Origin of the sequence: Paenibacillus xylanilyticus (genome assembly GCF_009664365.1) — a bacterium.
Classification (GTDB): Bacteria; Bacillota; Bacilli; order Paenibacillales; family Paenibacillaceae; genus Paenibacillus; species Paenibacillus xylanilyticus_A.
On the sequence record NZ_CP044310.1, the window covers coordinates 1,290,610 to 1,309,236 of the forward strand.

The following is an 18,627-nucleotide window of genomic DNA, read 5'->3' on the forward strand; positions in this document are numbered from 1 at the left end:
CTGAAAGAAATTAATCGGACATACAGGAGGATCATATATGGATTCACGTGAAACATTGGATCAGGAGCTTGAGCAGATTATAAAGTGGGAAAAGGAACAGAAGGATTTATTCATCTGGGATAAAATCGGGCGTTTGCCATTTGCGATGCTGGATAAAGTCATGCCAAAAGCAATCAAACAGAAAATTGGCGATGCCCTGAACGAAGTTGGGCAGTATGTACAGAATGGCGGCAAATTCCTCGTTCAGAAAAAGAAAGTAGCCAAGCTGCTTCAGGAAGAAGCGGAGAGATCGGGTCACTCCATGAAGGATCATACCTATCGCCTCGAAGAGGATGCCGAAGCAGAAGGGACTGCCAAAATTCATAGTGTAGAACATCTGCCGCTTGAAGTGTTGGACCGCGTTGCTGACAACATTACGGAGAGCAGAACCAAATTTGCCGCAGCACAGGGTGCCGCAACAGGAATTGGCGGTATTGTAACGATCGCAGCAGATATCCCGATGGTGATGGGGCTTTCCCTGAAGGTACTGCAAGAGATGGCCTTATGTTACGGATATGATCCCGACGATCCCCAGGAACGGATATTCATTGTGAAGTGCCTGCAGTTCTCCTCCGCCGACATCGTAGGCAAGAAGGCAATTATTGATGAACTGGCCGAGTATGACAATCCGGACAAGCAAGTACAGGTCGTTTCACAAATGCAGGGCTGGCGTGAGGTGTTCAATTCCTATAGTGAATCATTCGGCTGGAAAAAGCTGTTCCAGCTTATCCCGATTGCCGGCATGGTGTTTGGTTCGGTAAGCAACAAAAATACGATTAGTGATGTTGCCGAAGCAGGCAAAATGTTATATAAAAAAAGGCTGATTCTTCAGCGCTTGAAGTAATAAACGATTAATGAATAAAAGGGTTCCCGCCAATCTGTATACCAGATTGAAGCGGGAACCCTTTTTGGCTGTTTATTTAGGTTTATAGAAGTGTAGTAACAGTATCAGTATCCTTGTTTATTCCTCACTGCCGTTTTCATCCGCCCAGCGTTTCAGTACCTTATCCGAAGGCAGCAGGAAGGTGAATATGCCGATCAGCGGCAGGAAGCTGCACATCTGCATGACTGGAGATACACCGAACACGTCGATCCAGTTACCCAGGACAAGCGCACCGAGTCCTCCCATACCGAATGCGAGCCCGGTGATTAACCCGGAGACGGTTCCGATTTTGCCCGGAATGAGCATTTGGGCATAAACCACAGTCACAGAGAAGCTGGATAGCATGATGAATCCGATAATGGTCAGCAGCACTCCGGTCCAGAACAAATTGGCATAAGGCAGCAGCAGCGCCAGTGGAGCCGCTCCGGCCATCGACAGGAAAATCATGTTGCGTTTGCCGAAGCGATCTGCCAGTGGACCTCCGAAGAATGTGCCGAGTGCGCCAGCGGCCAGGAACAGGAAGATATAGATCTGTGCATCCTCTGTGGAGAGGCTGAACAATTCCTTCAGATTAAACGCATAGAAGCTGCCGATGGAAGCGACATACCATGAACGAACAAAGACGAGCATAATCAGAATCGTGATGGCAGCCGCTATCCTTTTGCGAAGTGCGGGATTTGGAGCACGACGCGCAGCCGCCTGTTTGCGAAGATAACCTCCGGATTGCAGCATGCGGCCGTACCAGCGGGCAATATAGATCTGTACGGCAATCCCCATGGCTGCAATGCCGGTGAATCCGATGGCACCGAACAAACCAAACGGAATGAAGATCCATCTCGTCAAGAGCGGAGCAAGAGACTGTCCGGCGTTGCCACCCACCTGGAAGATGGATTGAGCGAGACCCCGACGAGGCCCTGCGGCCATATGGGATACCCGGGAACCTTCTGGGTGAAAAGCGGCCGAACCAAGCCCGACAAAGATAACGGAAATCAGGACAGCCATATAACTGTCGGCAAACGCCAGTAGAAGCATGCCGGTGAACGTAAATCCCATGCCGATCGGCAATATCGAAGGCGTGGGCTTCTTATCTGCAAACCAGCCTACAACAGGCTGCATAATGGATGCGGTAAAATTGATGGCGAAGGATATCCATCCGATCTGTGTGTATGTAAGATGCATGGAGTCTTTCAGGATTGGAAAAATAGCCGGAATGACAGACTGGATCGAATCGTTAAACAAGTGAACCAGACTGATGGCAATCAAGATCCGGTAAACGGTGCTCTGGGCATCCAATCCGGGTTGGTTTTTCGAACGCATGGCAGCGTCCTTGGTTAATGAAGTTTGCATGGACATGTACTTTTCTCCTTTGGTCGCGGTCACGAGGGATCAGCGCCTGATAATGTAGTGTGCCTAAGCATATTGTTACATAATAGGATAGATTGTTGGAAGCGACAAGGGGAACAGGTGAAATAATGACATTCCATAGAATATATTAACCGCTCTTGATAAGTTCTATCGATCATTTGGGCGATTGTGGGATTACATAAATAAAAGCCGAAGTTCTTCGGAGTGAAGAGTTCGGCTTTCAAGTGTTCAATTATTTTCGATATACTGCACAGCGGAACAGAAGTGCCGGAAAATTAACGGTTATCAATCGTTTCCGGATACATGTCATGATTCATCATGCGGTGTTCAGCCATCTGTTCATACTTGGTTCCAGGCTTGCCGTAGTTCGTATACGGATCGATGGAAATGCCGCCGCGCGGCGTAAATTTGCCCCAAACCTCTATATAACGAGGATCCATCAGCTTGATCAGGTCGTTCATGATAATATTCACACAATCCTCGTGGAAATCCCCATGGTTGCGGAAACTGAACAGGTACAGTTTAAGCGATTTGCTCTCTACCATTTTCACATCGGGAATATAGCTGATATAAATGGTGGCAAAATCAGGTTGACCCGTGATTGGGCACAGGCTCGTGAATTCCGGGCAGTTGAATTTAACAAAATAATCGCGGTATGGATGCTTGTTATCAAAGCTTTCCAAAATGCCGGGATCATACTCGAACGTATATTTCACGCCCTGGTTACCCAGAAGCGTTACATCTTTCATTTCATCAGGTTGTCTTGTCAATGTATTAACTCTCCTTGTTCCGTTCAAGCGCGAAGCTCTCCGGTATATATGATAGGGATTCCAAGTTTTAAATATGAAGCCTCTAGTTGTTTACAAAAAAATACATCATGCCGCCCATTCCACCCAAACTATCCATGGAGCGAATCAAACGCCGCGTTTGTTTCCCCACACCAAAGTGTGCAGCTGTGGAAGCACGCGGACATCATTCAGGTCATCTGATACACTGACCTGATCAATCAACCACTCATAACGGGCGAGCAGCGACGAAGCCAGATCTGGCGTCTCCGTAGAAGTGACGTCCGGGTTTCCGGTCTGCAAATACAAATTGGTAGCCGGATACCGTTCATGCACGCGGCGGGCATAATCCAAATCTGCTTCATCGAAGATAACAATTTTCAGGCTGTGGCTGCGTCCTGCAGGGCCTGTGGACAATCGCTTAATGAGATCATCCAGCACGTCCCAGTTGGTGTCCATGCCCGAGCTAGGCGGCTTGGGAGACACGGTGACTTCGTCAATGTCAGCCAGCCAAGGCTGCCAGCGGGAGCCCTGCGTCTCCACCGCAGTGCGGATGCCGTTCTCCCGGAGCAAAGAAACCAACCCGCCCAGCGAAGCCAGCAGGGCAGGGTTCCCCCCGGAGATGGTAACATGGGAGAATCGCGAACCGCCAATGCGGCGCAATTCAGCCCATACGTCCTCTGGTGTAATCATCTGAATCTGGTCCTTGCCAGTGCCGTCCCAGGTAAATGCAGAATCGCACCAGGAGCAGCGATAATCGCAGCCAGCGGTGCGAACAAACATGGTTTTCTGTCCGATCACCATGCCTTCGCCTTGAACTGTTGGACCGAAAATCTCCATGACGGGGATGCGGGCTTCTTTGTTTTGTACGGAGGAAGAAGCATTCATGTTTTCATGCACACTACTCATCAATCATCCACTCCCGTCTAGCCTCGGCGTAGCTGGTTGGTGTCTCGTAGAGGCGCACAAATTCGGTTCGGCCGCCTTCGGTAAGCCCAGCATATGGTTCAGTCTGAAGCGCGTGTTCCATTTGTTCGAACAGCCAGACGACCATATTTTCAGCCGTGGTATTCATGAGGGGAAGCGTCTCATTCAGATACTGATGATCCAGGTATCCTTCAATTTTTGTCTTCCATATATCCTTGATGTGTCCAAAATCAACCGTCAATCCGGTCTCGCCCGGATAACCGCTAATGCCAAAAACGACTCTATACGTATGGCCGTGCAAGTTCTTGCACTTGCTTTCATAACAATGCAGGTGGTGCGCAGCATCGAAAGTGAACTCTTTGCTGACCAGCACACGTTTGCGGTGATAACGCAGCTGTGAAGGAAGAATATCCTCCCCAATCCGCTGCAAATGCTCAACTATGCGGAATGTTCCTGGCTCTCTCATCGTACATCTGCTCCTACAGATGCCCCAGCAGAGCGCTGCTCCACGTAGCGATCCAATCCTGCTTTGCGCAGTTTGCATGCAGGGCATTCACCGCATCCATCTCCAATAACCCCGTTATAGCAGGTCAGTGTCCGCTCGCGTACATAATCGAAGGCACCAAGGTCATCAGCCATTTTCCACGTTTGGGCCTTATCCAGCCACATCAGCGGAGTATGAATGACAAATGGGTAGTCCATCGACAGATTAAGCGTCACATTCATGGATTTAACAAATGAATCCCGGCAATCCGGATATCCGCTGAAATCTGTCTCACATACGCCAGTGACCAGATGACGCGCTCCTTTTTGCTTCGCCAGAATGGCGGCAAAACTGAGGAAAAGCAGGTTGCGGCCATCTACAAATGTGCTGGGCAGCTCGCCTTTTTCATGCTTAATTTCTACATCTGTACGGGTCAATGCATTAGGTGCAAGCTGGTTAAGCAGACTCATGTCCAGCACGGTTTGCTGTACATTCAGATCGCGTGCAATTGCAGCAGCACATTCGATCTCCAGCTTATGACGCTGTCCATAATCGAAGGTCACCACCTCAACTTCAGCAAATTGCTGTTTGGCCCAAAACAAACATGTGGTACTATCCTGACCGCCGCTAAATACGACGACCGCTTTTTCTTCGTTCAACATAAAAAAACCTCTCCATCTTCTTAAGATCAATCCATGCACCTAGGCATAGAGTGTCGGAAGAACAGAGAAGTTCATGAACTGGCATCCATCAAAAAACACACCTTTCCTTACGCTGCTAAAAAAAACAGCACGGTAAAAGTGTCCTTAGTTTTTTACGTACGTCATACACGGTGTACGCAAGACTTGTAATGACCTGCAAAAGGTCAAGTCTTATAGAGGGAGTTCGCGAACCTCTCCCATGCCAGGAGGCATGGATTTTCTTCTTCAATTGTCTGAACCATTATAACACGAAATCGCCCGGTGACTACCCCGCATGTGTAATAAATGCGGAGAGCACCGGGCGGCTCATTTAATGATTACATTGCCGAAAGGAATGACTTCCTTAAGGATGCGTTTGAACAGTCCTTCATCATTCAGGTCCCGTTCGAGTCTGCTATTCTCCCGTCCTGCCTGGAAGAGCACCGAGCCCTGTCCCGTCATTTTCCAGTGGTAGTTCATATGCTGACTGGCGAGATTATTTCCATACACCGTGAGTTCCAGCTTGGCATTCTCGGGATAGGCTATGATGCTGCCTGCATCTACGTATAGCGGGGCGGTTGGGTGTAATTCCTGCTGGCAGACCTGGCCTTGGGTTAACAGTCCAATTTTGCCTTTGCCTGAGAATTTCATTTTGACAGCATCCTGAGTGATCAGCATGTTCTTAATCTTCTGGATCTTGGTATGCATGTTCACTCCGTCTGAGTAAAAGAAGAGATGCCGAAAATCGTACAGCAAATCACTTTCCTCGGTGAGCTCCACTTCCTTCATGGTAAAGCCGGGAGGGAGGGCAGCCACAAATTGGCAGGGGCCGGTAATTTCGGATTTGATCAGCTTTTTTTTGCGAACCATGCCTGAGATGTTCATAAACTTGTCATTGCGGCTGCTGCACGATCCGCGAAAGGCAACGATTTGCTGTGGATGCAAAATATGAAGCCGGTCATTCTGGACCAGCGAGAAGGTTACCACTTGTCCAGCTCCGCCAGCCTCGGCAGTGTTCAGGTGTATGTGCATGTGCTTGCTCCTGTTCTTTTAGGCTCGGCCCGAACGACGACGCATTCCCCAGCGCATCACGCGAATCAGAACAAAATAGCCTAATATGAGGACAATGACGGTGATGATCATCGTTTGAATTCGTTTGGTCGTGGCATTTTTGGCATCTTGATCTTCCTGCAGTTTGGTCACCATATCAGTCAGCTTCTGGTTCTGTTCTATTAACTGCTCATTCTGGGCCTTGAATGCTTCAACATTGGCCTGGGCTTGTCCCAATTGAGCAGAGGTTTCATTGAGTTGGTTCAGCGTCTGCTGGTAGCTTTCCTGCAGGGCGTTCACTTCACCAGGGAGCTCGGAAACGCGTTCCCAGCCGCTGTATATGTCAGAAAATATATTGGCACTAGCTGCATTTACTGTAGAGGTCAGCGTAACGGTAAATAAAATGCATGTGGTGAATAACACCCGAATGAAATGACCCTTCATGGATTGTGGCATCATTGGCACCTTCTTTCGGTGAGGTTTTTCGTCTGCCGAATTCGTCGTCATTTGTTGAAATACGGCTCTTACATTATACGCCAAAAGGGACGTGTTGGGTTCAGTGCATTGCAAATTTTCAGGAGAAATCATTTGTTTAATTCAGCGTGCACCAGGGTAATATACGTTCAAGGCAGCGCGCGGACAGTTTAAACATAATATCATTACCCCGGTTCCGGGTGCTTCCATTCACAATGACGAAAATAATAAAAAATAATAATATATCCGATTTTAGAATAAGATCGTGAATAAAGGAGAAGAAATATATGTACACAACAGAGCAAACGACACCAACCAAGACGATTATGATTACCGTAAACGGAGAGCCAATCGGGCGTAAACTAATCATTGATAGCGTGACTTACGCGCCAGTGAGAGAACCGGAATGGGCAGCATCCATGACCGAAATGGGAATGAATCAGCCTACCATGTAAGTTGGGACTTGTCATAAATATGGAGCGGGGAAGCTTGGCATAATGCCAAGCTTTTTCGTCGTTTTATGTCGGATTTAGACGGATTTAGGGATGTAAAAACATTTTAATGTAAAAATATTATGCGAACATATGTTCCGTGACAATATAGTGTCCATTCACCCTGATAACTTATAAGATAATACACATAAATCGGGGGAGAGACTACCAGTGAACTCAGTCTTTGAAGTATGTTATTCGTGGAACAGAGAGGCCATACCGACAGGGGGGGCCGACCCCGTATATATGATGGTGGAATGGCGTTACGGGGCCCCTGCCAAAAGACTTAGGAAAGTAGCACCTAAAATTGTGTCGAGAGACATGGAACTTTTGCTCAAACCGGAATTTGGAATTGAACTCAAAGGGATTTATGGTTGCCGATCAAAGGAGACTGACATCGGCTATATTCTGCGGCTCGGCGATGTATACAAAGGGGAGAGTAAACAGATTCTCCTCGAATTTGCCATGGGCCCTCGTGTGTCTGGAAAAGCAGCCATATGCTCTGCCTACTGGAGCACACGCAAAGTGAAGCAGAGTCAGAGAGTACTGCTGCGCCGTGAGCAATTGTATATACAATATACAAGCCACCTGGGGATGTTAAGGCAGCCGGAGGACCCGAAGGTGGAGAAGACGATTAAATTAAGCGAGACCGTGCCGTTGATCAAACAAGCCCTGCGGGCCTATGAAAGAGGTCGTGCGCAAGAGGGAAGCAATCTGCTTCGCAGGCATGCAGATGCCTTGCTGATTGAGGCAGCACGAAAGCAGGATCTGGATTATTACCAAGAAGCGGAAATTGTGGAGAAGCTGCGTTACCACTACGGAATCACGTATGGCGGAGCGTACAATAGCCACGAAAAAACCATGTTATGTGAGCAGGAACAAAGGACTATTGAGAATGATATGATAATGAATGTTTCTACATAGAATTTAAAGGTGAAAATAAAGAGTGAGTCGAATGTACTATATATCATGATTAACAATTGGATGGAGTTGTATCGATTTTTTTGACAACTTAGTGGAGGGTCCGGCAAAATGACAGACCGACTGATCCGATTAATGCGCATTATAACTCTCGTGCAGGCAAAACCGGGAATACTGGCCCGGGAGCTGGCCGAGCGATGCGAGACAACGGAAAGGACGATATATCGCGACATGGAGGCCCTCAGCGCAATGCATATTCCGATCGCCAATATGGGACACGGGAGAGGTTACATGTTTATCAGCAATTTTGCCATGTATCCGCTCAACTGGTCTGATGAGGAGGCTCACGCTTTTGCTCATTTGGCGGAGGTTATGGATGATATTCGTCCTTATCTGAAGCCTGCCTTCGAGAGCGCCTATGAGAAAGTGGTTGCATCGAATCAGAAGAACAAAACGGAGCGGGTAGAGTGGTCAGAGCAGATTGGCGGTTTATTTAAAACAGGGCTGCCTGCCTGGCAGAATGACGGCGATGAATGGAAAAGCAGTTCACTGGTAACTTTACTTCAAGCTGGCATGTCACAAAACACAATTGAGGCAGAATATCTCACTCAAAACATGAAGAAAGTGGTGCGGCTCGATCCGTATTGCTTGATTCCACGTGAGTACCGTTTTGATTTGTTGGCATACTGTCATCTTTCGGAGGCGCTACGGATTTTTGAAGTAGAGAATCTGCAAAAAGTACGAATTCTGCCTCGTACATTCCGCAAAGACGACTTTCTTTTGCAATCCCATTTCCGCAAGTCGGGAGCCTGTCAAGAACAAGAATGGATTGCGTTCAAGATCCGTTTCTCCCGCGATGCTGTTGAGCATGTGATGCAGCAAAAATTTCTGGTACGTCCCATTCTCACGATGGAACCAGAAGGAACATTACTGCTGGAGACCATTTTGGATGATGATCAGGAATTTTTGAGATGGCTTAGTCAATATGGGCCGGAGGCAGAGATTCTTGAACCCGAGGGATACCGAAGTGTAATGAAAGAACGCCTGCAACGCTGGCAGCAGTTGTATAGCTAATGCCCAGCGTGGACAGGCGTTCTTTTGCATCCATGATTAAGAGGAAAGTTAACACAGCTTATTCATTGGTTTTGAACAGATGAGCGAGATTACCGAAGGGTGAATCTTTCACATCGTCTTCTGTGCTGCTGGAATACACCACCTTGGAAGCAACGCCTTCATCATCGGCGGCACAGTTGGTTTCCAGATTAAAGCGGTCGAATTGATGCATAAATACTTTGGCGGTATTGATGGCGTCATCGAGTGCACGGTGCTGGGTGCCATCGAACTCGATACCGCATAGTTCGAGTGCTTGAGCTAGTCCAAGCTGACGGAATTTGCCTTCCTTGCGAACGGTTCGCGACCACTGCTGCTGCAGATCATTGTGATTCGTGATCCAGGCAACATCAAGCTGGTGTGTACGACAATGGGAGATCAGCTTGCTGCGGTCATCGGGTCCCCAGGAACACATGTAATAAACTTCGCTTCCCATCCAGGCAATAAAGTTTTGGAGTGCTTCAGGAAAAAGAGGAGCAGCATCAATATCTTTTTGCGTAATTCCGGTAAATTGAATGGTGTCGGTGGACAGCACAGACTTATTCGAGGGACGAACATAAGTATGAAATGTGTCGGATACATATAATCCGTCAGGTCCTTCCGTCACTTTTACCGCACCGATATCGATGATTTCAGAAGAGTAACGAGCGTTACGGCTAACCGTAAATTCAAGATCATAGATAATATATGGCATAGGACAAGCTCCTTTATCAATAATACATGTTCTCTATCTCTCTATATTACAGGGAAGCCAGCGGGATGTCAGCATCACCTGCGGAATTCTTCCTGCCCGTTATCTACCTGTAACGCAGTAGTTGACAATTGCTTGCAAATGCACTAATGTGATCAAAAATGATAACAGCGATTAGCGAGGATATAATTGCGCCAGCCAGCTTCAATCAGAGAGGGAACCGATTGGTGAGAGGTTTCTGCTGCTGCTTCGTAATTCCCACCTCGCGAGCTGCGGAAGAGAATGCCAGTAGGCTGCAACCTCCGCCGGACTGGGCCCGTTACGCCTCAGAGGACTGTATGATTTTCCGTATTGCCTATTGGGGGAACGGGACGTTTGTTCAGCATGCCCGGGGGAACCCGAGACGTGTGAATGAACATAACCATGCAGTTAAATAAGGGTGGTACCACGACACATTCGTCCCTTGACGGATGTGTCTTTTTGCTGTTTATCCACTCATTTTGCAAAAATGATCAGGAAGATAAGGAGTGTGGAATGGATGCGTCAAAGTGAAATGCTTGTTCCAACATTACGTGAAGCGCCGGCAGAAGCGGATGCAGCGGGACATCGCTGGCTGCTTCGTTCAGGCATGATTCGCCAGCTGGCGGCAGGGATATACAGTTATTTGCCGCTGGGGCGGCGTATACTGCTCAATGTCGAGCGGATCGTTCGTGAAGAGATGGACCGTGCCGGTTGTCAGGAAGTACTGCTGCCTATTATGCAGCCGGCAGAGCTGTGGGAAGAATCGGGAAGATACAGCCAGTACGGCCCTGAGTTAATGCGTTTGCAGGATCGCCATGATCGGGAGTTCGCCCTCGGACCAACCCATGAGGAAGTGGTGACTGCTCTTGTGCGTGATGAGGTCAATTCCTATAGGAAATTGCCCTTCACGTTGTATCAGATTGGAACCAAGTTCCGGGATGAACGGCGTCCAAGATTCGGCTTGCTGCGTGGCCGCGAGTTTATTATGAAGGATGCGTACTCTTTTGCTTCCGACTGGGAAGAGCTGGATCATACGTATCAGGCGATGAATAAGGCATATTCACACATTTTGGAGCGCTGCGGTCTGGAATATATTCGTGTGGAAGCAGATGCAGGTACAATCGGCGGTCAGGGAGAAACACACGAATTCATGGCACTGGCTGATGTGGGAGAGGATACGATTGTATCCTGTAAGCAGTGTGGGTATGCAGCGAATCTCGAGAAGGCCGGATACCAGACAGAGGGAACTGCAACGCAGAATATAGCCGAATCCCGGTCCAATCCCGATGACACATCACTAATCCGAATCCATACACCCGCCATTCGTACCATTTCCGAGCTCAGTTCCTACGTCGGTGAGGGACCGGAGCATATCATCAAAACACTGCTCTATCAGGCGGATGGTCAACTGATTGCTGTACTTGTTCGCGGGGACCACGAAGTGAATGATATTGCGCTCAAACACGTATTGGGTGCCGAGGAACTCATTCTGGCTGACGAAGAAGCGCTGGCAGGACGTTCGGATTTGAAGGTTGGTTTCCTGGGACCTGTCGGTCTGGATCTGCCACTCATCGTGGACGCGGATGTGGCTGCGATGGGAAGTGCTATTACCGGGGCCAACGAAGTTGATACGCATTTGTCGGGTGTTCGCCCGGGGATGGATTTTGCCTTGAACAAAGTTGAACGAATTCGCTTTGCGGCTGACGGGGATAACTGCCCTTCATGTGGGGCAAAGCTTGTATTCACCAAAGGCATTGAAGTAGGCCACATTTTCAAACTGGGTACCAAATATAGTGATGCCATGAACGCTTCATTCTTGGACCGGAATGGTCGCCAGTGTGCTCCGGTGATGGGATGTTACGGTATTGGAGTGTCCCGTCTGATGGCTGCCATTGCCGAGCAATATGCTGGAGAGGACGGAATAAAGTGGCCGGCAGCTGTTGCGCCATATCAGATTCACCTGATCCCCGTAAACTGGAAAGATGAGCAGCAGCGTCAGCTTGTCCTGGAACTTGAACAGCAGCTAGGGGATGCGGGTTACACGGTGCTGACGGATGATCGGGATGAACGTCCCGGGGTGAAGTTCAAGGATGCGGAACTCATTGGTCTGCCTGTGCAGATCGTAGTTGGCCGGGGCGCTGCAGAACGGAATGTCGAATTAGGGTCCCACACTCTTGCCAGTAAAGGGGAAACCAAGCGGATTAGCATGAGTGTGGAAGAGGCATTGACTCATGCCAAGGAAGTGCTCTAGTCATTAGATAATCTTATTTGTCCGAATGTCAGTCCACTGTAAATTCGTGTCATAATGAGACATATTTTATAGGTCCGCATATTATGGAATATTCCATTTTTGTGGGATATTTTGAAATAAAGCATGAAAACAAGGCCTATAGACATATGAATTAACAGGAACATATGCATGATGCCGTACAAAATGACTACTCTTTACTAATGTGTATCATGCATTTTAACTTTTTGAAAAGTACTCGTCCCGCTGATGGGGTTGAAGTATGGAAAGACGTGCAAATATGCAAAGCATTTTTGGTTATTTTGTTCGTCTGGAAAGCGAACGAATCGCGCAGTAGTGGCAATTATGCGCATATTTTCTATAGTTCACCATTAGGGACTCAGAGAGTATGTGTGCGATAGAGCAGGTTTGAAGATTTATTTTTGCCGCAAAGGTATTTCAATCGTTTTTGCCTAAAAGGCCCTCAGGCGAAAGGTGAATTATTGCTTTTCAAATGAGAAGCAGAAAGGGTGCTCCTTCAGCCAGAATGGCTTGAGGAACACCCTTTTTTCGATACTGCTATTATTACTTCTGATTCAATCGATCTGTGGAGCAGGTCACACTATTCGAATATTGGTTTGCTTAAGAAGCAGCAGGCAGTTTAAGTTGTTGACCAGGATAAATCCAGTGAGGATTTTTGATGCTGTTCAACTTTTGCAGCGCTTGCCAGGTTGTGTTGTATTTTTTGGAGATGGAGTACAGGGAGTCTCCGGATTTTACAACATATACTTTAGCAGGAGCTGGTTTGTTTGGTGCCGGTTTTGATGGTGTTTCTGGTTTTGGTGTTACCGGTTTTGGTGTTTCTGGCTTCGGTGTAGCTGGAGCCGGTGTCTCTGTCTCTGGAGCTTCCGGTTCAACTACAGGTGTTTTTGCTTCCTTGATACGGCCATCAGTTTTGATGTCCACAGCGCCAAGCTTCTGCATGTATTCAATCAATGCTTCGTCCATTGCACCGTACATGCCGGAGATGGTGTATTTGTTGAACATGGTATACTCGTCACCGCCAACAGCTGTGAAATCATTTGTAGCCAGTGTATACGTGGCTTCCGGATCAAGAGCTTTGCCGCCAATCGTCACGGAATGTACACGACTGCCTTCAGCAGCTGAAGTATCGATACTGAACGTCATGCCAGATACTTGCGGGAAACCGCCGCTTGGTTCCGGGTAGGAGGCTACGCCGTTTTCAAGGGCTGCCAGAACATCAGAGCCTTTTACATCCAGCGTTACAACCTGATTACCAAAAGGAAGTACAGTGATAATGTCGCCTTTGGTTACGATACCTTTTTCAATGGAAGCACGGATACCGCCGCCGTTCGTAAGTGCGATATCTGCATTGCTGACGTCACGAATGGCATCTGCGAGCAGGTCACCTAGGTTAGTCTCACCAGCACGAACTTGTTCGCGTTTTCCATCAAGCAGGATTGCTGTATTGGCGACTTCTTCCTTAAGAATAGGTTCTTGTTCTTTTTGAATGGAGTTCACGAGTGCTGCTACTTTCTCATTCGGTTTAATATCTTTGGCTTCTGTTTCATCAATCAATGTCGCTTGTTTCTTCGTTACCTTGCCACCGTCTACCCACAGATCGATGACACCTACGAAGTTGGTGTACTCTCCGGCACTCGCAATCAATGTTCCGTTGTCGGATACGAGACCATCCTGGAGAATGGTGTGGCTGTGTCCGTCGATGAATACATCAATCCCCGGAACTTCTTTTACCACTTTGAAGCTAGTGTCTGTACTGGAAGCATCTTGTCCAAGGTGTCCCAGAACAACTACCACATCCACTTTGCTGCGAATTTCGTTCACCAGAATTTTGGCTTCTGCAGCTGGGTCAGTAATATCAAGACCTTCAACATTTTTTGGATTCGTTTTGTACATGGTTTCAGGTGTAGTCAAAGCGATGATTCCGATTTTGACACCGTCAACTTCTTTAATAAGATAGGGATCAAAGAGACGAGTTCCGTCTTTTTTCTTCACGTTCGCACTAATCATTGGGAAATTCATCATGTCCGCAAGCTCAACAAGGTGCTTGGAGCCGTAGTTGAATTCGTGGTTACCCGGAACGATCGCCTGGTAGCCCATCTCATTCATGACTTTGACGATACTCTCGCCGTTCACGAGTGTTGCAAAGGTTGTACCGTGCACAGCATCTCCTGCATCAAGCAAAAGGGTATTGGGATTCTCGCTGCGGTATTTGTCAGCAATCCCTGCCACTTTGGCATAGCCCATTGCAGGTGATGCTTCAACTGCACGTGCGTGTGTGTCATTCGTATGTAGAATCGTAATGTGTTTACCCGTGCCCGGAGTTGTATCCGTTGCAGCGGCCGCAATTCCTACACTGCCAAACAGTAAGCAAGCCGTTAGCAGAAGTGAAACGTAAGTCTTCCAGATTTTCATATGAATCTGTACCCTCCCAAAAATATGATCTGCCTGAGCTCTCGCGCAGCTCAAATTGTATTTTAGCAGACTATGATTAGGAAATCTCGTGATTTACGTAAAAATAGGTAACCTGAAAGTGACATGTAAATCAAGCGGCTGGGGAATAAAGTTAATTCTCATTTGAATGAAACATATGTTCTTATATCGAGTAAAAAAAATGCTGCGCTTCGCGCGGCAGTCCTGTACGTAAACAGTATTTCTCCAGGGATTCATCAGGTTCCGGCATGACTCCTGAGGTCAATAATTGAATGGCAAAACGATTGGCCTGCCTTTCGAGCTTGCCGGGAGCAAAATAGGAGTGTTCCTCCAAAAAGAAACGATTAATGCCTTTGTGCAATCGGTCATGTCCAAGTTCATGAGCACATACAAACCGCTGCCATTCCGGCGGAAGTTCACTGTGAATGACAATAAATCTGCGGCGGAGCTTGCGGAAATACAGCCCTTTGGTAGACTTGCCCAGATTGGTGAAACGGATCTGTATTCCAATGGCTCTGGCAATGCTGAAGGGGCAGTTGGTCCGGTGTTTTCGAATCAGCTTTGTTACCATCTCGTCCATATCATCTCACCTGCTGCTTCATTGTAATCAGCTTTCCATGCCTCATTGGCGGCTGTTCGGTTCATCGTTTTTCTTGCGTTTATTCATCTGTTTGGCTTCCCAGAACAGTCCGGTCAGCACATCCTTGATACGTTTTTTGTCTTCGTCATCCAGTGGAATTCCGTCAAACATCAGATCGTCTTCGTCCTCAAGCATTTTCTTGAAATCACGCCGGTCTTTGTACGTCGCCCATTCGGGGATATCCTGAGCTCCGTTTGCTGCCTCAATATACCCTGCCTGTTTCATCATGTCGGCATAGGGAACGGAGAGGGCATCTGCCAATTTGCGAATCGTGGCTGGTTTTGGAACACCGCGTACTCCATTTTCAATGCGTGAAATTTGCGAGTTGCTGATTCCTGCTGCTTCGGCGAGCTGATTGATGCTATAGCTCTGCTGTTCCCGCAGTTGTTTCAGATAAGGACCAAAAGGTTGCTCCACAATTCATGCCAACTCCTTCAATTCGTATAAGCGTATTAAATAGATACTAAGAAACACTCCATGCCCTATGATCTGCTGGTGCCCCGTTCCGGCTACGGATCGTTCTTCCAATCGCCGTTATCCCCAGATTTCCTTGATCCCTTATGAAAGGGAGAAATCCGGTGATAAATGCGAACGCTATCGCTTTTTCAGAATCGATTCCGTCTCCTCCACTACTATCGCACTTCTAGGGGGCAAATCATGTTCACATTAACATTCAAGTACCTTCTTAATATGATGAATGCCGCTCATACGAGGGATCTGTAATTATCTGTACTATAACGTATATATACCATTAGGTAAAGGGAAATGAAACAATTATGCCAAAAGGTATAGAAAATAGGCGTGAGGGTTTTATTTTATCGTCAAAATGACCCAAAATGAAGGTTTACTCTAATCTCCAATAAGTGGTATCCTCAAATAGAAATACGAACAAAATACGAACACAACATTAAATTCGAACGATTTATATGTACTGGAAACTGGAACACTCAAGGTATGGAGCCCTGCGGAAGTGATTCCAAAAGGCAACGCAAAAGAGCTGGACAATGGCCGTTATTCTCTAATCAGACTGTAACACACTCATAAAAGAAGTGAAGCTTAGCGTGTTTCATTTTAAATTAACCCTTAAGGAGGAGAATGAATATGGAATTATTTCTGCCTGAACTGGATCGACGCAAAACGCAAACGGCTGTGGAAGCCGCGCTGGAGAAATACCGGATTTATAAAACGATTGCCTTTGAAGAACGTGAGGTCATGGTCACGGCGAGTTACACGGAGCGTTTCCACGGGCCTACCAATGTCACAGGGGATTCAACTGCCAGAACGGCCATCTACAATGTGGATGTACAGCGTGCACGTCAGGCGTATTGCGATACAATTGATTACATCGTGTCCCGTCTGAGTGAGAAGGAGCGGGTACTGGTATGTGAACGGTACCTGAAGGATGATGACGTGTTTGATTACAAGGTGTACAACCATGTATTCGATCCGCCTGTGAGCAAGGATACGTATACCAAAATCAGAACTCGTGCCTTCTATAAAATGGCCCTTGCCTTATCCGATCGGGGACTGATCAATGTGGAGCCGCTCTCCATATCCCGCAAGAGCCGCCAAAAGCTTGGTTGAAAGGATTGGAAGTTCGTCCTTTAAACTCCTGAAATGATTGTATACAATAATGAAACAACAACACTTCGATGGAATAAAGGAGAGAAATCCGCATGCCGCAAGATTCCGGAATGCAGGAAATGTACACGCTGAAAACCATTGCGGAGACGCTGAACACATCCAATGATCTGAGCCCGATGCTGGATACGGTAGTAGGCAAGCTGCTGGAGCTGACGGGACTTACGACAGGCTGGGTGTTTCTCATTCGTGAGGGCGGAGAATATTCATGTGTATCGGACTACAACCTGCCGCCAGCTCTGCTTCATCAAGACAAGGAGCCCATGCGCTGTGGAACATGCTGGTGTGTAAACCGTTTCCGGGATGGCAGACTCGATAATGCCGTCAACATTATTAACTGCAAACGGCTTGAGGATGCCACGGAGCATCAGTGGGGAGACACGCGTGACATCACCCATCATGCAACGGTTCCGCTGCGATCGGGTGAGAAAATGATAGGATTGCTCAACGTTGCCGCACCAGGCAAAGAGCATTTTAGTGAAGGGGAGCTGGCGCTTCTGCAGGCCGTAGCCTATCAAATCGGAAGTGCCATGGAGCGCATGAGATTATATCGCGGCGAGCAGAGAAGAGCGGATCAGTATGCCAGGCTGGGGGAGTTCAGCAGAGCGCTGGGGCTGGAACTGAACGAGTGCAGCAATGCTGACGATATGGCCAGAACGGTGGTCAAGCTGCTTGGACAGCATTACGAATGGCCTTTTGTCGCTCTGATAGCTCAAAAAAATGGAGCTCTAAGTATACAAAAGGCGCATGCCAGTACCTTGGAAGACTCATTGCTAGTGAACGAGATACCTCCGGAGACGGATCGCCTACTACAACGTGTGATTCAATCGCATCGCGCCGACATATTATCAGCAGCCGAGATGGTAGAATTGTCTCAGGTTTGCGGCACAATGCCTCCTGATTCTGTTATGTCTTCAGGTTTGGCTGCGGCCATACCACTCAGCCCTCCCGGGGAAACAGCCGTGCTGGTCGCCCAGCTCGGTTCGGAAGTGGATTCTCTTCTATCAGACCGTGAGGTGATAGATGCGCTGGCAGAACATATTACAGCCTCTTGGGAAAGTCTGAGACTCGTCGAGAAGCGCCGTGAATTAACCCGCCTGGAGGAGCGAAACCGACTGGCTCGGGATCTGCATGATTCAGTAAATCAAATCTTGTTCTCGCTTTCGTTGACCGCCAAGGGAGCAGAGAGCATGTTGTCCGGTACAGCAGAGCTGCATCCGGCAGCTGAAGCGATGAGAGATATCCGTTCGTTATCCCAAGAAGCTCTGAAGGAAATGCGAGCGCTGATCATGCAGCTTCGTCCCGCCGGACTCGAATCCGGTCTGCTAAGTGCACTGCAGGAGTATGGTACGAGTCAGGGGCTGCAGGTCGTCGTCAACCGAACCGGCATGCGCAGCCTGCCTCGCAATATAGAAGAGGGGTTATGGCGAATTGGACAGGAAGCCCTGAATAATGTACGCAAACATGCGGAAGTTACAGCGGCAGATATTACTCTCCAGCTAGGGGATACCGAAGCCGTGTTCATTATTAAGGATCGGGGAAAAGGTGGAGCCAAAAGAAAGCAGCCCCTGCCTGCCCGTTCACTGGGTCTGTCCATTATGAAAGAGCGGGCGCAGTCGCTCGGAGGCAAGCTGGAGCTTATAAGTTCATCCCGTACGGGAACATCGGTAACGGTAGTTATTCCACTCCCGTCCGAATTGGGTTAATGTCAGGGGGAGACACA

General features: G+C 48.0%; 18 protein-coding genes. 7 read left to right on the top strand and 11 right to left on the bottom strand.

From position 1 onward, the window contains the following. The first annotated feature begins 37 nt into the window (after positions 1-37). A complete protein-coding gene (locus F4V51_RS05735) occupies positions 38-883 on the top strand; it encodes an EcsC family protein (RefSeq protein ID WP_153977232.1) in 846 nt (281 codons plus the stop codon). A gap of 117 nt (positions 884-1,000) precedes the next feature. Here F4V51_RS05735 and F4V51_RS05740 read toward each other — a convergent pair whose 3' ends face one another. From F4V51_RS05740 to F4V51_RS05770, 7 genes are all read right to left on the bottom strand, one after another. Beyond that, entirely contained in the window at positions 1,001-2,275 is a 1,275-nt protein-coding gene (locus F4V51_RS05740) for an MFS transporter (protein ID WP_397332502.1), read from the bottom strand. 287 nt (positions 2,276-2,562) lie between these two features. Further along, complete coding sequence (gene queF / locus F4V51_RS05745; RefSeq protein ID WP_095289120.1) at positions 2,563-3,036, bottom strand: preQ(1) synthase; 474 nt, start codon at positions 3,034-3,036, stop codon at positions 2,563-2,565. A gap of 165 nt (positions 3,037-3,201) precedes the next feature. Then, on the bottom strand, positions 3,202-3,981 hold the full coding sequence (gene queE / locus F4V51_RS05750; RefSeq protein ID WP_153977233.1) for a 7-carboxy-7-deazaguanine synthase QueE: 780 nt from the start codon (positions 3,979-3,981) through the stop codon (positions 3,202-3,204). Further along, positions 3,974-4,465: a 6-carboxytetrahydropterin synthase QueD gene (gene queD / locus F4V51_RS05755; protein WP_153977234.1), complete on the bottom strand. Its 492-nt coding sequence runs from the start codon at positions 4,463-4,465 to the stop codon at positions 3,974-3,976. The genes queE and queD overlap by 8 nt, the downstream gene beginning before the upstream one ends. Further along, positions 4,462-5,142 carry a 7-cyano-7-deazaguanine synthase QueC gene (gene queC / locus F4V51_RS05760; protein ID WP_153980579.1) on the bottom strand — a complete coding sequence of 227 codons (681 nt, stop codon included), beginning with the start codon at positions 5,140-5,142 and terminating at the stop codon, positions 4,462-4,464. Before queC ends, queD begins: the two co-directional genes overlap by 4 nt. 348 nt (positions 5,143-5,490) lie before the next feature. Beyond that, on the bottom strand, positions 5,491-6,195 hold the full coding sequence (locus F4V51_RS05765; protein ID WP_153977235.1) for an AIM24 family protein: 705 nt from the start codon (positions 6,193-6,195) through the stop codon (positions 5,491-5,493). Between the two features lie 18 nt (positions 6,196-6,213). Continuing rightward, positions 6,214-6,672 (bottom strand): hypothetical protein, encoded by a 459-nt coding sequence (locus tag F4V51_RS05770; protein WP_153977236.1) that lies wholly within the window; start codon positions 6,670-6,672, stop codon positions 6,214-6,216. Between the two features lie 302 nt (positions 6,673-6,974). Between F4V51_RS05770 and F4V51_RS28810 the strand changes: the two genes are divergently transcribed. From F4V51_RS28810 to F4V51_RS05780, 3 genes are all read left to right on the top strand, one after another. Further along, on the top strand, positions 6,975-7,142 hold the full coding sequence (locus F4V51_RS28810) for a hypothetical protein (protein ID WP_167301686.1): 168 nt from the start codon (positions 6,975-6,977) through the stop codon (positions 7,140-7,142). A 207-nt stretch (positions 7,143-7,349) separates the two neighbouring features. Continuing rightward, positions 7,350-8,102, top strand: coding sequence for a hypothetical protein (locus tag F4V51_RS05775; RefSeq protein WP_153977237.1), 753 nt, complete (start codon positions 7,350-7,352; stop codon positions 8,100-8,102). Positions 8,103-8,210: 108 nt separating this feature from the next. Continuing rightward, positions 8,211-9,173 (top strand): helix-turn-helix transcriptional regulator, encoded by a 963-nt coding sequence (locus F4V51_RS05780; RefSeq protein ID WP_153977238.1) that lies wholly within the window; start codon positions 8,211-8,213, stop codon positions 9,171-9,173. Positions 9,174-9,231: 58 nt separating this feature from the next. Here F4V51_RS05780 and F4V51_RS05785 read toward each other — a convergent pair whose 3' ends face one another. Further along, entirely contained in the window at positions 9,232-9,903 is a 672-nt protein-coding gene (locus F4V51_RS05785; protein ID WP_127538074.1) for a 3'-5' exonuclease, read from the bottom strand. Between the two features lie 535 nt (positions 9,904-10,438). Between F4V51_RS05785 and F4V51_RS05790 the strand changes: the two genes are divergently transcribed. After that, positions 10,439-12,172: a proline--tRNA ligase gene (locus tag F4V51_RS05790; RefSeq protein ID WP_153977239.1), complete on the top strand. Its 1,734-nt coding sequence runs from the start codon at positions 10,439-10,441 to the stop codon at positions 12,170-12,172. A 618-nt stretch (positions 12,173-12,790) separates the two neighbouring features. Here the strand turns inward: F4V51_RS05790 and F4V51_RS05795 are convergent. From F4V51_RS05795 to F4V51_RS05805, 3 genes are all read right to left on the bottom strand, one after another. Beyond that, on the bottom strand, positions 12,791-14,605 hold the full coding sequence (locus F4V51_RS05795) for a 5'-nucleotidase C-terminal domain-containing protein (RefSeq protein ID WP_153977240.1): 1,815 nt from the start codon (positions 14,603-14,605) through the stop codon (positions 12,791-12,793). A gap of 181 nt (positions 14,606-14,786) precedes the next feature. Then, positions 14,787-15,203 carry an ImmA/IrrE family metallo-endopeptidase gene (locus F4V51_RS05800; RefSeq protein WP_153977241.1) on the bottom strand — a complete coding sequence of 139 codons (417 nt, stop codon included), beginning with the start codon at positions 15,201-15,203 and terminating at the stop codon, positions 14,787-14,789. A gap of 42 nt (positions 15,204-15,245) precedes the next feature. Beyond that, on the bottom strand, positions 15,246-15,680 hold the full coding sequence (locus F4V51_RS05805; RefSeq protein ID WP_153977242.1) for a helix-turn-helix domain-containing protein: 435 nt from the start codon (positions 15,678-15,680) through the stop codon (positions 15,246-15,248). Between the two features lie 684 nt (positions 15,681-16,364). Here F4V51_RS05805 and F4V51_RS05810 point away from each other — a divergent pair. Beyond that, entirely contained in the window at positions 16,365-16,847 is a 483-nt protein-coding gene (locus F4V51_RS05810) for an ArpU family phage packaging/lysis transcriptional regulator (protein ID WP_153977243.1), read from the top strand. A gap of 92 nt (positions 16,848-16,939) precedes the next feature. Next, entirely contained in the window at positions 16,940-18,610 is a 1,671-nt protein-coding gene (locus F4V51_RS05815) for a GAF domain-containing sensor histidine kinase (protein ID WP_153977244.1), read from the top strand. Positions 18,611-18,627: the final 17 nt, after the last annotated feature.

Excerpts from the sequence above, each read along its gene's own strand:
- F4V51_RS05735 (WP_153977232.1), top strand. The coding sequence starts at position 38 with ATGGATTCACGTGAAACATTGGATCAGGAGCTTGAGCAGATTATAAAG.
- F4V51_RS05740 (WP_397332502.1), bottom strand. The coding sequence starts at position 2,275 with ATGTCCATGCAAACTTCATTAACCAAGGACGCTGCCATGCGTTCGAAA.
- queF (WP_095289120.1), bottom strand. The coding sequence starts at position 3,036 with ATGAAAGATGTAACGCTTCTGGGTAACCAGGGCGTGAAATATACGTTC.
- queE (WP_153977233.1), bottom strand. The coding sequence starts at position 3,981 with ATGAGTAGTGTGCATGAAAACATGAATGCTTCTTCCTCCGTACAAAAC.
- queD (WP_153977234.1), bottom strand. The coding sequence starts at position 4,465 with ATGAGAGAGCCAGGAACATTCCGCATAGTTGAGCATTTGCAGCGGATT.
- F4V51_RS05765 (WP_153977235.1), bottom strand. The coding sequence starts at position 6,195 with ATGCACATACACCTGAACACTGCCGAGGCTGGCGGAGCTGGACAAGTG.
- F4V51_RS05770 (WP_153977236.1), bottom strand. The coding sequence starts at position 6,672 with ATGATGCCACAATCCATGAAGGGTCATTTCATTCGGGTGTTATTCACC.
- F4V51_RS28810 (WP_167301686.1), top strand. The coding sequence starts at position 6,975 with ATGTACACAACAGAGCAAACGACACCAACCAAGACGATTATGATTACC.
- F4V51_RS05780 (WP_153977238.1), top strand. The coding sequence starts at position 8,211 with ATGACAGACCGACTGATCCGATTAATGCGCATTATAACTCTCGTGCAG.
- F4V51_RS05785 (WP_127538074.1), bottom strand. The coding sequence starts at position 9,903 with ATGCCATATATTATCTATGATCTTGAATTTACGGTTAGCCGTAACGCT.
- F4V51_RS05790 (WP_153977239.1), top strand. The coding sequence starts at position 10,439 with ATGCGTCAAAGTGAAATGCTTGTTCCAACATTACGTGAAGCGCCGGCA.
- F4V51_RS05795 (WP_153977240.1), bottom strand. The coding sequence starts at position 14,605 with ATGAAAATCTGGAAGACTTACGTTTCACTTCTGCTAACGGCTTGCTTA.
- F4V51_RS05800 (WP_153977241.1), bottom strand. The coding sequence starts at position 15,203 with ATGGACGAGATGGTAACAAAGCTGATTCGAAAACACCGGACCAACTGC.
- F4V51_RS05810 (WP_153977243.1), top strand. The coding sequence starts at position 16,365 with ATGGAATTATTTCTGCCTGAACTGGATCGACGCAAAACGCAAACGGCT.
- F4V51_RS05815 (WP_153977244.1), top strand. The coding sequence starts at position 16,940 with ATGCCGCAAGATTCCGGAATGCAGGAAATGTACACGCTGAAAACCATT.